14 protein-coding genes are annotated in these 14,872 nt (G+C 62.4%); 4 read left to right on the forward strand and 10 right to left on the reverse strand.

Going from position 1 to position 14,872, the window contains the following annotated elements:
* The 4 genes from APH30_RS28250 to APH30_RS20655 form a co-directional block, all read right to left on the reverse strand.
* Window positions 1-132 (reverse strand): ATP-binding cassette domain-containing protein (locus APH30_RS28250; RefSeq protein WP_156326580.1); only part of this gene is annotated, 132 nt, incomplete at its 3' end.
* A complete protein-coding gene (locus APH30_RS20645; protein ID WP_009684543.1) occupies window positions 129-800 on the reverse strand; it encodes an amino acid ABC transporter permease in 672 nt (223 codons plus the stop codon). The genes APH30_RS28250 and APH30_RS20645, both read right to left, overlap by 4 nt.
* Window positions 801-1,547, reverse strand: coding sequence for an amino acid ABC transporter permease (locus APH30_RS20650; RefSeq protein ID WP_054904046.1), 747 nt, complete (start codon window positions 1,545-1,547; stop codon window positions 801-803).
* A 143-nt stretch (window positions 1,548-1,690) separates the two neighbouring features.
* Entirely contained in the window at window positions 1,691-2,608 is a 918-nt protein-coding gene (locus APH30_RS20655) for a glutamate/aspartate ABC transporter substrate-binding protein (RefSeq protein WP_054913617.1), read from the reverse strand.
* 350 nt (window positions 2,609-2,958) lie between these two features.
* Here APH30_RS20655 and APH30_RS20660 point away from each other — a divergent pair, with 350 nt between their 5' ends.
* Together APH30_RS20660 and APH30_RS20665 are read left to right on the forward strand one after the other, a co-directional pair.
* Entirely contained in the window at window positions 2,959-4,665 is a 1,707-nt protein-coding gene (locus tag APH30_RS20660; protein ID WP_054913618.1) for a dermonecrotic toxin domain-containing protein, read from the forward strand.
* Window positions 4,662-4,907, forward strand: a complete 246-nt coding sequence (locus tag APH30_RS20665; protein WP_054913619.1) for a hypothetical protein — start codon at window positions 4,662-4,664, stop codon at window positions 4,905-4,907. The genes APH30_RS20660 and APH30_RS20665 overlap by 4 nt, the downstream gene beginning before the upstream one ends.
* A gap of 20 nt (window positions 4,908-4,927) precedes the next feature.
* On the opposite strand, the gene glpD is transcribed toward APH30_RS20665, so the two are convergent.
* From glpD to APH30_RS20685, 4 genes are all read right to left on the reverse strand, one after another.
* Window positions 4,928-6,466: a glycerol-3-phosphate dehydrogenase gene (gene glpD, locus APH30_RS20670; protein ID WP_054913620.1), complete on the reverse strand. Its 1,539-nt coding sequence runs from the start codon at window positions 6,464-6,466 to the stop codon at window positions 4,928-4,930.
* 232 nt (window positions 6,467-6,698) lie between these two features.
* The gene (gene glpR / locus APH30_RS20675; RefSeq protein WP_009684548.1) at window positions 6,699-7,454 is read right to left on the reverse strand and encodes a DNA-binding transcriptional repressor GlpR; all 756 of its coding nucleotides are present in this window, start codon (window positions 7,452-7,454) and stop codon (window positions 6,699-6,701) included.
* Window positions 7,455-7,599: 145 nt separating this feature from the next.
* Window positions 7,600-9,099 (reverse strand): glycerol kinase GlpK, encoded by a 1,500-nt coding sequence (glpK, locus tag APH30_RS20680; protein WP_029887758.1) that lies wholly within the window; start codon window positions 9,097-9,099, stop codon window positions 7,600-7,602.
* 51 nt (window positions 9,100-9,150) lie between these two features.
* Entirely contained in the window at window positions 9,151-10,002 is an 852-nt protein-coding gene (locus APH30_RS20685) for an MIP/aquaporin family protein (RefSeq protein ID WP_054913621.1), read from the reverse strand.
* Between the two features lie 298 nt (window positions 10,003-10,300).
* Between APH30_RS20685 and ybaK the strand changes: the two genes are divergently transcribed.
* Entirely contained in the window at window positions 10,301-10,771 is a 471-nt protein-coding gene (gene ybaK, locus APH30_RS20690) for a Cys-tRNA(Pro) deacylase (protein WP_009684551.1), read from the forward strand.
* A gap of 36 nt (window positions 10,772-10,807) precedes the next feature.
* Here the strand turns inward: ybaK and APH30_RS20695 are convergent, their stop codons facing one another.
* Both APH30_RS20695 and argF read right to left on the reverse strand, forming a co-directional pair.
* Window positions 10,808-11,917, reverse strand: coding sequence for an ABC transporter ATP-binding protein (locus APH30_RS20695; RefSeq protein ID WP_009684552.1), 1,110 nt, complete (start codon window positions 11,915-11,917; stop codon window positions 10,808-10,810).
* A complete protein-coding gene (gene argF, locus APH30_RS20700; RefSeq protein ID WP_054913622.1) occupies window positions 11,914-12,834 on the reverse strand; it encodes an ornithine carbamoyltransferase in 921 nt (306 codons plus the stop codon). The genes APH30_RS20695 and argF overlap by 4 nt, the downstream gene beginning before the upstream one ends.
* A gap of 382 nt (window positions 12,835-13,216) precedes the next feature.
* On the opposite strand from argF, the gene APH30_RS20705 reads away from it, so the two are divergent.
* On the forward strand, window positions 13,217-14,872 hold a 1,656-nt coding region (locus tag APH30_RS20705; protein ID WP_054913623.1), incomplete at its 3' end, for a molybdopterin-dependent oxidoreductase.

Below are 14,872 nucleotides of genomic sequence, written 5' to 3' on the forward strand. Positions count from 1 at the left end.
GATCAGGGTGGACTTGCCCGAACCCGAAGGGCCGCACACCACCACCACTTCACCTTTCTTGACCTCGGTGCTGCAGTCGGTCAGTACCTGGAAGTCCCCGTACCACTTGTTGACGTTCTTGATGGAAATCATACGGTGATCCTTTTTTGCAGGCGCTTGACCAGCCACGAAGCGGAGAAGCTGATGAGGAAGTACACGACCCCGGCGAAGATCAGGAACTCATGGGAGCGCCCGATGATGTCGCCGTTGGAGCGTGCCGAGTTGAGGAAGTCCACCAGGCCCACGGTGTAGACCAGCGAGGTATCCTGGAACAGGATGATGCTCTGTTGCAGCAACAGCGGGGTCATCTTGCGAAACGCCTGCGGCAGGATGATCAGGCGCATGGTCTGGCTGTAGGTCATGCCCAGGGCCTGGGCGGCGCCCATCTGGCCCTTGGAGATCGACTGCACGCCGGCGCGGACGATTTCACAGAAGTAGGCGGCTTCGAACATCATGAACGCCACCACGCACGAGGTGAAGGCACCCACCGGGGTGTCCTCGCCGGTGATCCAGCGCAGTACGAACGGTACCGCCAGGTAGAACCAGGTGATCACCAGCAGCAGCGGGATCGAGCGGAAATAGTTGACGTAGGCCCCGGCCAGCCGCGACAGCAGCTTGCTCGATGACAGCCGCATGAGCGCCAGGATGGTGCCCAGCACGATACCGCCCACCACGCCCATGACCATCAGTTGCAAGGTCATGAGCATGCCTTCCCACAGGGCGGGCAGGGCCGGGATGATTTCGCTGAAATCCATGTCCATTTACTTGCCCCCCACGGAAATCAGGCCAGGCACGGCGACTTTCTTCTCGACCATGCGCATCAGCAGCATCAGCCCCATGTTCAGGGTGAAGTAGATCAGCGTGGCCAGGGTGAACGCCTCGAACAGGTTGGCGGAAAATTCGGCGGTCTGTTTGGTTTGCGCCAGCAGCTCCATCAGGCCGATCAGCGATGCCACCGAAGAGTTCTTGAACACGTTGAGAAATTCGGAGGTGAGGGGCGGAATGATGATCCGGTAGGCCTGGGGCAGCAGCACGTTGGTGTAGATCTGCGGCAGGCTGAAACCCATGGCGCGGGCCGCGGATTCCTGGCCGCGCGGCAGCGCCTGGATGCCGGTGCGCACTTGCTCGCAGACACGGGCGGCAGTGAACAGGCCCAGGCAGATGACCACACTGATCAGCGCCGAGGTGGTCGGGTTGAGGTCTTGCTTGAACCATTCCTGCAGGCCTTCGGGCAGCAGGTCTGGCACCAGGAAGTACCAGATGAACAGCTGCACCAGCAGCGGCACATTGCGGAACAGCTCCACGTAGATGGTGGCGATGCCCGATACCAGGCGGTTCGGCACGGTGCGCATGACGCCGAGCACCGAGCCCAGCAGCAAGGCGATGATCCAGGCGGAGATGGCGATGGCGATGGTCCAGCCCAGGCCGGTGATGTACCAGTCGAGATAAGTCTCGCTGCCCACGCCGGTGGACTTGAAGAACACGCTCCAGTCCCAGTTGTAATTCATCGGGATTTCCCCTCAGACGGTTGTTTCACGGGCACCTTGGTACATCCGGGGGCGCTGGGCGCCCTCGGATGAAAGGTTAGACACTAATGAGTGGCCTGCAGGGTTTGATTCGTGCTGTCGAGCACCAGGCCGTTATCTGAGGATCAGGACTGCTTCTCGTCCGCGGCCTTGTCGGTAGGCTCGGCGATCAGTTTCTTCAGCTCATCGCTCATCGGGAACTGCAGGTTCAGGCCTTTTGGCGGGATCGGTTGCTGGAACCACTTGTCGTAGCTCTTGTTGACTTCGCCCGACTTGAAATAGGCAACGATGGCATCGTCGACCGCTTTCTTGAACGCCTCGTCACCCTTGCGCACCATGCAGCCGTAGATTTCATAGGACTGCGGGGTACCGGTGATGACCCAGTCTGCCGGCTTGCGCGCCTTGGCCATTTCACCGGCGAGCAGGGCGTCGTCCATCATGAAGGCTACGGCGCGGCCGCTTTCTAGCATGTTGAAGGCTTCACCGTGGTCCTTGGCGGAAATCACGTTCATCTTCATCTGCTTGTCGGCGTTCATCGCCTTGAGAATGCGCTCGGAGGTGGTGCCGGCGGTGGTCACCACGTTCTTGCCAGCCAGGTCCGGGAAGTCCTTGTATGCAGGTTGACCGTCCTTGACCTTGGTCAGCAGGCGGGTACCGACTTCGAAGATGCCGACCGAGAAGCCGACTTGCTGCTGGCGCTCGACGTTGTTGGTGGTGGAGCCGCATTCCAGGTCGACGGTGCCGTTTTGCACCAGCGGGATACGGGTCTGCGAGGTGACCAGGTTGTAGCGGACCTTGATGTCCGTACCCAGTTGTTTTTTCAGGGCATCGACGACAGCCAGCTGAATGTCATGCGAGTAGCCCACGGGCTCGGGTTTGCCGGCCAGGTAGGAAAATGGAATGGAAGAGTCGCGGTGGCCCAGGGTGATGGTGCCCGAGTCCTTGATCTTCTTGAGGGTGCCGGTCAGTTCTTCGGCCATGGCTGGCGAAGCAATGATCGCAGCGGCAATGGTGGCGCCCAACAGATGACGAACGATACGCATCAAATTTTCCTCGACGTGTTTGTTTTTTTTATGGAGCCGTTGGCGGACTCTTTCGTTCAACGAATACAGCGAAGCGCTGTGCATTCGATTGAAGAGTGTAGAGCATGAGTCGTGCCAAACGGGTTTGACGAGCAAAAAACCTGATCGTCCGGGCGCTCGGGGCCCTGGCGGAGTGCGTCTACCTCGGGCTTTCGTTCGGTTTTCCGAACTATCCTGGTTGCTACGGTCGGAAAACCGATTGTTTGCCCGGGCGGGCTCGCTGCAGGAACCCAGGTTGGGGCTATGGGTGTACCTCAGCCTCTGGCTGGAGGGCTGGTTGACTCGGCGCCCTTGTCGCTGGAGCTGAACCGATGACCGAGCCGTTGTTTCCCGCTGAATCGATCGATACCCTGATTGCCCGGCGCCTGCCTGCATGGCTGGTGGCCCATGGCAATGTCGACTGGCTGCTTGCCTTGCGCCGCGCGCTGCACGCCCAGGAAGAAGCGACCCATTCGTTGCACCGAATCCTGCAAGCCATTCCGGCACTGGATGAGTTCGCAGCTACCCGTTTGAACCAGGTATTGAACCGTGCCGACCTGACGATCAGGGACTTGCGCCGCAGCCATGTGGGTATCGAGCGCACCGTTACATTACCGCCGATGGCGCCGGGGTGGCCCATTCGCCGGCACATGCAACGATCTTCCACGCCGTTGCTGGCGGCGGTACTGCACAATTTCCATATCGTCGACACGCGCCCTTCGCCCAGCCGCCGGGGCTGGCTACTCGACGCAAAGGGCGAGCACGTGCCGGTGGGTTACGAGGTATTCGCCGGGCGCTGCCGCGAGGCCGATGTGGGCGGGCGCTACCAGGCCATCCTGCGCCAGTGCCTGGCGCCGGACGATGCCCCGGGTGCTGCACCTGGCTCGGCCAAGGCCGCTGTACACCGGTGTTTCGAGGAAAACGCCCGCGCCGACCTGGAAGTGGCAGTGCGCTGCGCATTGCTCAAAGGTGACTTGGACGAGAACAGCTACCGCTTGCTGTTGCCCTGTTTTACCGCGTTACCCACGGTGCCGGCGGCGCCGGGTGAGGTCGCACCACGCCAGTTGTACCTGCTGGGCAAATGTGCGCGCGGCGTGGTGACACTGGAGCTGCGGCCGGCGGTGGGTGCGGACTTGCAGGGTGTATGCGTCTGGGTACCGAATGACCCGCAGTCGCCGGTTCGCGTCTATCGGTCCTGGGAAGAGGTGTTCCGGGCATTGGCCCGGCGCCTGACGACGGCACCCTACCGCCGGTTCTTCAGCCGCTTCATCAGCGAGCGCGACCGGGTTGGCTTTCAGCAACTGCTCGAGGAGCGGATAGAGGCAAGTGCGGCGCACCAGGTGCCTGAGCTCGATGGCAGGCACCTGGCCATCGACACATCGCTGTTCAGCCATCTGCGTGGGTTGCAGATAGACAAACTGCTCGATGATGCCCACGTGCTGGCCGTACCTACCGCAGACCTCGATGAACAGGAGCGCGATGCTCGGCTGCACGCCTATCGGGAACTGGGCCTGAACCTCTTGAACCTGGCAGGCATGTTCGTTCCGGTGCTGGGCGAGGGCTTGTTGGCCTACACGGCGGTGGAGTTGGCCGGGGAAGTGTACGAAGGCTACCAGGACTGGCGTATCGGCGACCGGCAGGGCGCCATGGATCATGTGTTCGGTGTTGCGCAAACCGTGGTGGCGGGCGCGCTGATTGCCACCGGTGCCTCCGCGGTGCGGCACTATCTGCAGCGCGTGCCGTTCGTGGACGCGCTGCAGCCGATGCGTGACCAGGCTGGAAAGGCTGGTTTGGTTGCAGCGCACCTGCCGGGGTATTCGATTGACTGGAGCCCTGGAGATGACCTGCATGAGTGGGTATGGCACCTGGACGGGGCCATGTACCGGGTGAGCGAGGATCCGGTGCATGGCAGCACGCGAATTCGCCACGCATCGCGTGGCGAAGCCTGGCAGCCCAGGCTCGAAAGTAATGGTGGCGATGGTTGGCGCCATGAGCTGGAGCGGCCAGGGGACTGGCAAACGAGACACCTGAGCAAGTGATTGGCTCCCTGGCGCAGCGGCCGTTCTGGGAGGTCCATGCCCGCGAGCGCCACCCGGCGCGCTTCGAGCATGTACTGCAACCGCTCAATGATCGGATGGAAAGCCTCGAAGAGCAGGTAAGCCAGGGGCAGATCGACGACTGGACCTTCGCCCTGCGTTGCAAGGCCCTCAAGTACGAATACGAGCAGGCCGAGCGACGCTTGTTGCTAACCCTGGCGCAGGAGCTGCACAGCAGGCTTTGAGCCTGCGCAGCAGCGCCGCATCACGCGGCGTTGCCCTGGGCAAGCCCGGCTCGGGTTTGTTGCAGGTAGTTTTCCAGGGCCAGGCGTTCTGCTGCATGGGTGAACAGGCCCAATTTGGTGCGGCGCCACAGGATGTCGTCGGCGGTCGTCGCCCACTCAGCCTCGCAAAGGTAGTCGACTTCGCGAGCGAATAGTCCACCGCCAATGGCCTGGCCGAGGTCATCCGGGCCATTCACGCCATCGAGCAGTTGCCAGACACGGTTGCCATAGGTATTCGCCCAGCGTTTGGCGATATCCACCGGCAGCCAGCCATGGCGGGCCAACAGTTGCTCCAGCAGCGCTTGTGCGGTGGTCATGTGTTCGCCACCCGGCAGGGGCGCGGTGGCCGTCCAGCTGCCGCGCATCTGGCTGAAGAAGGGCTTGAGCTCGGCCATCGCCGATTCGGCCAGCTTGCGGTAGGTAGTCAGTTTGCCGCCGAATACTGACAGCAGCGGGGCCTGACCGACCTCTGCCGACAGCGCCAGCGTGTAGTCGCGGGTGACGGCCGACGGGTTGTCCGACTCGTCGTTGCACAGCGGACGTACCCCGGAATAGGTGTTAAGGATGTCGGCCTGGCTCAGCTGATGGTTGAAATGGGCGTTGACCACGTTGAGCAGGTACTGGGTTTCCTGGTCGGTAATGGCGACTTTCGCCGGGTCGCCGCTGTACTCCCGGTCGGTGGTGCCGATCAGGGTAAAGCGCTCCAGGTAAGGTATGCAGAAGACAATGCGCTGGTCTTCGTTCTGCAGGATATAGGCGTGTTCGCCTTCATACAGGCGCGGCACGATCAGGTGGCTGCCCTGGATCAGGCGAATGCCATAGGGCGCATCGAGCTTGAGGTCGTCCTTGATGAAACTGGCCACCCAAGGGCCGGCAGCATTGACCAGGGCGCGTGCCCGAATGCGCTGTTGCTTGCCGTCGGCATGCAGCAGGTCTACCTGCCACAGGCCATCTACACGCTCGGCGCGCAGGCAGCGGGTGCGGGTCAGAATGTGAGCGCCGTGTTCACGGGCAGCCATGGCATTGAGCACCACCAGGCGGGCATCGTCGACTGCACAGTCGGCGTACTCGAAACCGCGGGTGATCTGCGGTTTGAGCGGGTAGCCCGGGCCAAAGCGCAGGCTGCGCGAGGCGCCCAGGCGCTTGCGCTTGCCCAGGTGGTCATACAGGAACAGGCCTGCGCGGATCATCCAGGCCGGGCGCAGGTGCGGGCGGTGTGGCAGCACGAAGCGCATGGGCTTGACGATGTGTGGCGCCTTGGCCAGCAGCACTTCACGTTCAGCCAGCGCTTCGCGTACCAGGCGAAACTCGTAGTGCTCTAGGTAGCGCAGGCCGCCGTGGATCAGTTTGCTGCTGGCCGATGAGGTGTGCTGGGCCAGGTCGTCCCTTTCGCACAGGAACACCTTGAGGCCCCGGCCAGCGGCATCGGCGGCAATGCCGACACCATTGATACCACCGCCGATCACGGCAATGTCGTAGCAGTCGGCGAGTGCTGGCTGGGACGAAACGGGCTGGGACACGGGCAAGGCCTCCTGAAACTGTTCATATCGAATATGAACATTAATGTTCGTTTCCGAAAATACTAGCGCAACAGGAGGGCCCTTGCCAGTCAGTTTTCATAGAAAAAACTGATCACATGGCAAGTAAATGAACATTAACGAAAATGCGCTTGAACCCTTCGCGCACCGAGTCGCCCGCAGATCGCGCAGCGCTCGATCTGAGGGCGTTACAGCCTGACGGCCGGTGGGGCGTTTACACCACTTCGATGCGGATCTTGTACTGGTTGAGCAGTTGAGTCAGGGCGGGGGCGGGGGCCTGGTCGGTCACCAGGCAATCCACCAGGCTGATCGAACCCAGGCGCACCATGGCGTTGCGCCCGAACTTGCTGGAGTCGGCGGCGAGGATAACCTGGCGGGCATTGGTGATGATGGCCTGGGATACCCGCACTTCCTGGTAGTCGAAGTCGAGCAGGCTGCCGTCCTCGTCAATGCCACTGATCCCTACCAGGGCGAAATCGACCTTGAACTGGTTGATGAAATCGACGCTGGCCTGGCCGACCACGCCGCCATCGCGGCGCACCGTGCCGCCTGCCACCAGCACCTCGAAATCATCCTTGGCCGCGAGAATGGCGGCCACATGCAGGTTGTTGGTGATGACTTTCAGGTGGTTGTGATTGAGCAGGGCCCGGGCGATGGATTCGGTGGTGGTGCCGATGTTGATGAACACCGAGGCATGGTCGGGTATTTGCCTGGCCACGGCCTCGGCGATGCGTTGCTTCTCGTCGCGCATCTGGTCGGCACGCATGGCGTAGGCGGTATTTTCGACGCTCGAATCGTAAGCGGCACCCCCGTGGTAGCGGCGCAGCAGGTTGAGTTCGGCTAACTGGTTGATGTCACGGCGGATGGTTTGTGGCGTCACGACGAACAGCTGCGCCATTTCCTCGATACTGACGTAACCGCGCTCTCGCACCAGTTCGAGGATTTGTTGTTGGCGTGGGGGCAGATTCATGGGCGGTCCTTTGGGGCTGCCGGACAAATTCTGCAATGATGCCGTAGGACGGAGACTACGGCCAGTGGGCTATGACGCATTGGCCCGGGCTGCGAACCGCGATGCCGCGATCCCATGGCTGGACCGCGGCATCGCTGAGGGTGCCTCAGGCGTCGTGATCTTCCCAATCGCGGGTGCGATCTACGGCCTTCTTCCAGCCGGCATACAGCTTTTCTTTCTGCGCTTCATCCAGCTGCGGGCTGAACTCGCGCTCGATGATGGCCTTGTCGCGCAACTCGTCCAGGCCGCACCAGAAGCCACAGGCCAGGCCCGCCAGGTATGCTGCGCCGAGGGCTGTGGTTTCACGCATCTTCGGGCGTTCCACGCAGGTGCCGAGGATGTCTGCCTGGAACTGCATGAGGAAGTTGTTGGCCACTGCGCCACCGTCTACGCGCAGTTCGGACAGGCGCTGGCCGCAGTCCTGTTGCATGGCGTCGAGCACGTCGCGGGTCTGGTAGGCGATCGACTCGAGGGCCGCACGAATGATGTGGTCCACCTTCACGCCGCGGGTCAGGCCAAACAGCGCGCCACGGGCATAGGGATCCCAGTACGGTGCACCCAGGCCGGTAAACGCCGGCACCAGGTACACGCCATTGCTGTCCTTGACCTTGCTGGCGAAGTACTCGGTATCCAGTGCGTCGTTGACGATCTTCAGCTCGTCACGCAGCCACTGCACGGTGGAGCCGCCATTGAACACGGCGCCTTCCAATGCATAGGCCACTTCGCCCCGGGGGCCGCAGGCAATGGTGGTGAGCAGGCCATGGGAAGACTTCACGGCCTGGCTGCCGGTGTTCATCAGCAGGAAGCAGCCGGTGCCGTAGGTGTTCTTGGCCTGGCCCGGTGCCACACACATCTGGCCGAACAGGGCCGACTGCTGGTCACCGGCGATACCGGCGATGGCGATGCCGCTCTTGGTGTGGCCGTACACTTCCGACGACGGCCGCACCTCAGGCAGCATCTGCCGCGGGATGCCCAGGATCTCCAGCAGTTTGTCGTCCCACTGCAGGCTGTGGATGTTGAACATCAGCGTGCGCGAGGCATTGGTGTAGTCGGTGACATGGACCTTGCCACCGGAAAATTTCCAGATCAGCCAGGTATCGATGGTGCCGAACAGCAATTCGCCACGTTCGGCCCGTTCACGGGCGCCTTCAACGTTGTCGAGGATCCATTTCAGCTTGGTGCCGGAAAAGTACGGGTCGGTGACCAGGCCCGTGGCTTCGCGAATGTAGTCTTCATGGCCATCGCGCTTGAGCTGGGCGCAGATCTCGGTGCTGCGGCGGCACTGCCAGACGATGGCGTTGTATACCGGGCGCCCGGTTTCCTTGTCCCATACAACGGTGGTCTCGCGCTGGTTGGTGATGCCCAGCGCGGCAACCTGCGCATGGCTGATGCCCGCCTGGGCCAAAGCTTCGACCATGGTCGCGCTTTGGGTGGCGAAGATCTCCATCGGGTCGTGTTCGACCCAGCCCGCCTGCGGGTAGTGCTGGGCGAACTCGCGCTGGGAGGTACCCACCACGTTGGCGTCACGATCGAAAATGATCGCTCGCGAACTGGTGGTGCCCTGGTCCAGGGCGATGATGTAGTTCTTATCCTGGGTGTCTGTCATGGTCGTAGGCCTTGCAAGAATAGGGGGTCAGGGCTGTGTGTGATGCCGCGATCAACTGGCTTGAGTATCGCCCTGGCGGTTGTCATTTGTCTCAGGGTGCTCGGCAGTTGCAACAGGCAGGTTGCGGGCGATCAGGCCGCGATAGGCCGCGGCGCCCACGCAGGCGCCAACGATCGGCGCGAAGATCGGCACCAGGAAGTAAGGAACGCTGCGCCCACCGGTAAAGGCAATTTCGCCCCAGCCCGCCAGGAATGTCATGAGCTTTGGACCGAAATCACGGGCCGGGTTCATCGCGAACCCGGTCAGCGGGCCCATGGCGCTGCCGATCACGGCGATCAGCAGGCCGATCAGCAGCGGCGCCACGGCGCCGCGGGGCAGGCCATTGTTGTCGTCGGTCAGGGCCATGATCACAGCCATCAGGATAGCGGTGATCACCACTTCGACCAGGAAGGCCTGGCCGGTGGAGAGCGAGGGGTGCGGGTAGGTGGAGAACACCGACGCCAGCTCCAGGCTGGCTTCGCTTCCGCGTAGTATGGCGTGCGCCTGTTCGAAATCGAAGAACAGGTTGCTGTATAGGGTGTAGACCAGTGCTGCACCACAGAATGCGCCGCACACCTGGGCCAGCATGTAGAAGGGCAGCTTGCGCTTGTCGAAACCGGCGAACAGGGTGAGGGCGATGCTCACGGCCGGGTTCAGGTGCGCGCCGGAAATGCCGGCGCTGAGGTAGATAGCCATGCTTACCCCGACACCCCAGATGATACTGATTTCCCACAGGCCGAAGCTGGCGCCCGCGACTTTGAGGGCGGCAACGCAGCCGGTGCCGAAAAATATCAGCAAGCCCGTGCCGAGAAATTCGGCCAGGCATTGGCTGGACAGTGTGGGTTGGCGTAGAGCAGTCGTCATGTATGACCTCGTTGTTTTTGTTGTGAGGCGCTTGGCGCTCGACAGCAAAGCTCGGTGTCCATCCCCATTGATACCGAGCAGGGAAGTGCACCTTTAACGTGCACCACGTATTCAGAAACGAAAAAATATAGACAAGAAACGCTGATGTCAAAGGTCGAAAGTGAACGACCAGTCACGAAATGGCCGCTAAAATCGGTTTCGGATGCCCGTGCCAGAGCTGCGCGATTGCGGTGCGCTGGCTGCCATGTGGGAATTGTCCTAAAGTAGCCGCCGAGCCGTCCCAGACCGGAGCCCCTGCATGACCCCCGCCCTAGACCTGTTGAAGAAGCATCGTGCCGAGCATCGCGTGCACAGTTACGAACACGACCCCAAGTCGGCGTCGTATGGGCTGGAGGCGGCAGAGAAGCTTGGGCTGGACCCGCAGCAGGTATTCAAGACGTTGCTGGCGAGCAGCGAGAAAGGCGAGTTGCTGGTGGCGGTGGTGCCAGTGGGAGGCACCCTGGATCTCAAGGCCCTGGCCCATGCTGCCGGGGTGAAGAAGTGCGAGATGGCCGACCCGGCGGCGGCGCAGCGCGCTACGGGCTACCTGGTGGGTGGAATCAGCCCGCTGGGGCAAAAGAAACGCCTGCGCACCTTCATCGATGATTCGGCGCAGAACTTTGCAACCATCCATGTCAGTGCCGGACGGCGAGGGCTGGAGGTGGAGTTGGCGGCCGCAGTGCTGGCCGAGCATACCCAGGGCAAATTTGCCGGCATTGGCAGAGGCTGAGAAGCTGGGGCTGCCGTGCAGCCCCAGCACCCTGTATCAGGTCGCCGAGCTGTAGCGACGAACCCCGTTCTCAAGGGGCGACAACTGCGCCGCAACGCTACCGGGTGCCGGGAACAGCACCAGGTGGTCGGCCTTTACCGCAATGCCGACATCGTCACCTACCTGCTGATCGTCATGGCTGGGGAATATCGCTTCCAGCTGGCTGCCGGTCGGCAACTGCAGGCGGTACAGGGTCGAGGCGCCGAGGAAGCTCTTGCCGACTATTCTGGCCTGCAGGGGGCTGCCTGGTGCATGCACGATATCGTCCGGGCGTAGCAGCACATCCACCGAGCTGCCCGCGGCCATGATGTAGGCGCGGTTACCCCGCAACTCGCCCAGTTCGGTGCTGACCGCTTCGTGGCTGACCATCTGGCCACGAATGAAATAGCCCTGGCCGATGAAGCTGGCAACGAACGGTGTCTGTGGCTCGTGGTACAGATTGTAGGGTGTGTCCCACTGTTCCAGGCGGCCCTCCTTGAACACCCCGACCTGGTCGCTGACGGCAAACGCTTCCTCCTGGTCATGGGTGACCAGAACGGCACTGGTGCCGCGGCTTTTGAGAATGTCACGCACCTCATGGCTCAGCCGCCGGCGCAGTTCCACGTCGAGGTTGGAGAACGGCTCGTCGAGCAGCAGCAACTGTGGCTCGGGGGCCAGTGCACGGGCCAGCGCGACCCGCTGCTGCTGGCCGCCAGACAGCTCATGCGGGTAACGCCCGCCCAGGCCAGCCAGCTTGACCAGCTCGAGCATTTCTTCGATGACTGCCGCCTGGCGGGGGTGCTTGGCAATGCCGAAGGCTATGTTCTGCGCCACGGTCAGGTGCGGGAACAGCGCGTAGTCCTGGAACACCATGCCGATGCGGCGCTTTTCCGGGGCCAGGGTGAAACCGGCTCGGGAAATTACCTCGCCCGCCAGTTGGACCTCGCCGTCGTGCACCGGCTCGAAGCCGGCGATGGCGCGCAGGGTGGTGGTTTTGCCGCAACCCGATGAACCCAGCAGGCAACCGATGTCGCCTGCGTTCAGGTGCAGGTTGAGGTTCTGGACGATGCGCTGGTCGCCGTAGCCGCAGGCGAGGTTGCGCAGGTTGAGCAGTAAGGGTTGACTCATGCGTGGTGGTAAGCCGGTTCGACAAGGAATTCGAGGAGGGCCTTCTGTGCATGCAGGCGATTTTCAGCCTGGTCCCAGGCGACGGACCGCGGGTCGTCGAGCAGGTCATGGCTGATTTCCTCGCCACGGTGGGCAGGCAGGCAGTGCATGAACAGGGCGTCGGGTGCCGCCAGGTCGAGCAGTTCGCGGGTGACCTGGTAAGGCGCAAAGTGCGCCAGGCGCCGTGCAGTTTCCTCCTCCTGGCCCATGGAAGTCCAGACGTCCGTGGTCACCAGGTGGGCACCGCTTACGGCTTGCTTGGGGTCGCGCACGATTTGCACGTGGTCACCGCCAATGGCCATGAAGCGTGGGTCAGGCTCGTAACCTTCCGGGCAAGCGATACGCAACTGGAAGTCAAACTGCCTGGCGGCCTCGATGTAGGAGTTGCACATGTTGAAGCCGTCGCCGATCCAGGCCACGGTCTTGCCTTGAATGGTGCCGCGGTGTTCGAGGAAGGTTTGCATGTCGGCCAGCAACTGGCACGGGTGCGACTCGTCGGACAGCGCGTTGATCACCGGCACGCGCGAGTTGGCGGCGAATTCGGTGAGGGTGCTGTGGGCATGGGTGCGGATCATGACCACGTCGAGCATGCTCGACAACACGATGGCGCTGTCGCCAATCGGCTCGCCACGGCCCAGCTGGGTATCGCGCGGCGACAGGAAAATGGCCTGACCGCCGAGTTGGATCATGCCGGCTTCGAACGACACACGGGTACGGGTCGAGGACTTCTCGAAAATCATGCCCAGCACGCGGTTTTTCAGCGGCTCGAACAGCACGCCTCGTTTGCGCAGGTCCTTCAGCTCGATGCCGCGGCGGATCACCCCGAGCAATTCGTCGGCGGTGAAGTCCAGCAGGGAGAGAAAGTGCCTAGCGCTCATGATTGACTACCTTATCTGCAACAGTATGCAGGTCGACCGTATGGTTTTTTTGACAACGGGAGTGACCTGCGGCGTAAGCCGCACGGGGGCGGACGAAAAAGGGAAAGGCGCAATACTATAAGTAAATGTCGCCTAAAGCCAAGAGGGGAAACAGCAGCCCGCCTGCAAAGACGTTGCAAGGCGTGTCTCTACCCATTGGGCTGTGCTGTTTTTTATTTGCTACAGCAGTTTGTACACGGCTTGCTGGCAATTTGGCAAATGGCTGTCGCAAATCGTGCCACTGATGTCGGTGGATTCACGCGGCGAAGCGCGCTGGCCGGGGTAGGGTGCGGGGCGCATAGTTTCAGCTCGTTCACTACCCAACAACAAGGCAGAGGCGGCCATGACCAAGACCCTGCATCACCGTGCGTGTCACCTGTGCGAAGCGATCTGCGGGCTCAACATCGAAATCAGCCATGACGACGCGGGGCGGGCGCAGATCAGCTCGATCAAGGGCGACCCCCACGACCCGTTCAGCCGCGGCCATGTCTGCCCCAAGGCGGTAGCGTTGCAGGATATTCAGAATGACCCGGATCGTTTGCGCCAGCCCCATAAACGGGTAGGGGAGCACTGGCAGGCGATTGAGTGGGATGAAGCGTTTACCCTGGCCGCCGACAGGCTGTGGGCGATCCAGCAGGCCCATGGGCGCAATGCCGTGGCCGTGTACCAGGGCAATCCCAGCGTGCACAACTACGGGTTGATGACCCACAGCAATTATTTCCTCGGCCTGCTGAAAACCCGCAACCGTTTCTCTGCCACATCGGTGGACCAATTGCCGCAGCACCTGGTCAGCCACCTGATGTACGGGCATGGCTTGCTATTGCCGATCCCGGATATCGACCATACCGATTTCATGTTGATTCTTGGCGGCAACCCGCTGGCCTCCAACGGCAGCATCATGACGGTGCCCGACGTGGAGAAGCGGCTCAAGGCCCTGCGCGCGCGCGGTGGGCGCTTGGTGGTGGTGGACCCGCGGCGCAGCGAAACGGCGGCCATGGCCGACCGCCATCTGTTCGTTCGCCCTGGGGGCGATGCGGCGCTGTTGTGCGGCCTGCTCAGCACGCTGTTCGACGAGGGCCTGACGCGGCGCTCGCACGTGCCGGTCAATGGTCTGCAGCAGGTTCGCGCGGCACTGGCGCCTCTCAGCGCCGAGGCCATGAGCGCGCTGTGTGGCATCGAGGCGGCCGAGATCCGGCAGTTGGCACGGGATTTCGCCGCCGCCGACAAGGCGGTGTGCTACGGGCGCATGGGCGTGTCGACGCAAACCTTCGGCACCCTGTGCCATTGGCTGGTGCAACTGATCAACCTGGTGACCGGCAACCTCGACCGTGTTGGCGGGGCGTTGTGTACAGAGCCGGCCGTGGACCTGGTCGCGACCACCTCGGGTGGGCATTTCAATGCCTGGCAAAGCCGGGTATCGGGGTTGCCCGAATACGGCGGTGAGCTGCCGGTGGCGGCCCTCGCCGAAGAAATGCTGACGCCCGGCGAGGGGCAGGTGCATGCCCTGGTGACGGTGGCCGGCAACCCTGTGCTGTCCACGCCCAACGGCCGCCAGCTGGACGCTGCGCTGGAGGGGTTGCAGTTCATGCTCAGCATCGACCTCTACATCAACGAGACCACACGCCATGCCGACTTGATCCTGCCCTCGACCTCGGCGTTGGAAAATGATCACTACGACAGCACATTCAACCTGTTGGCCGTGCGCAACATCACGCGCTTCAACCGGGCGATCCTGGCCAAGCCGCAGGGCGCCTTGCATGACTGGGAAATTTTCGTCGGGCTGGCGCAGGCCTATGCCAGGCGTGCCGGGCTGGAGATCAAGCCGACCGTGGCGCCCGCACAGATGATCGACCTGGCCCTGCGCAAAGGCCGCTACGGCGAGGCAACCGCCTGGCAGCTTTCCCTGGCCAAGCTCGATGAGCACCCGCATGGCCTGGACCTTGGCCCGTTGCGCGCCAACCTCGAGGCGCGCCTGGCCACTGCCAGCAAGGCGATCGAA

This window comes from Pseudomonas sp. NBRC 111127 (assembly GCF_001320345.1).
Lineage (GTDB): Bacteria > Pseudomonadota > Gammaproteobacteria > Pseudomonadales > Pseudomonadaceae > Aquipseudomonas > Aquipseudomonas juntendi.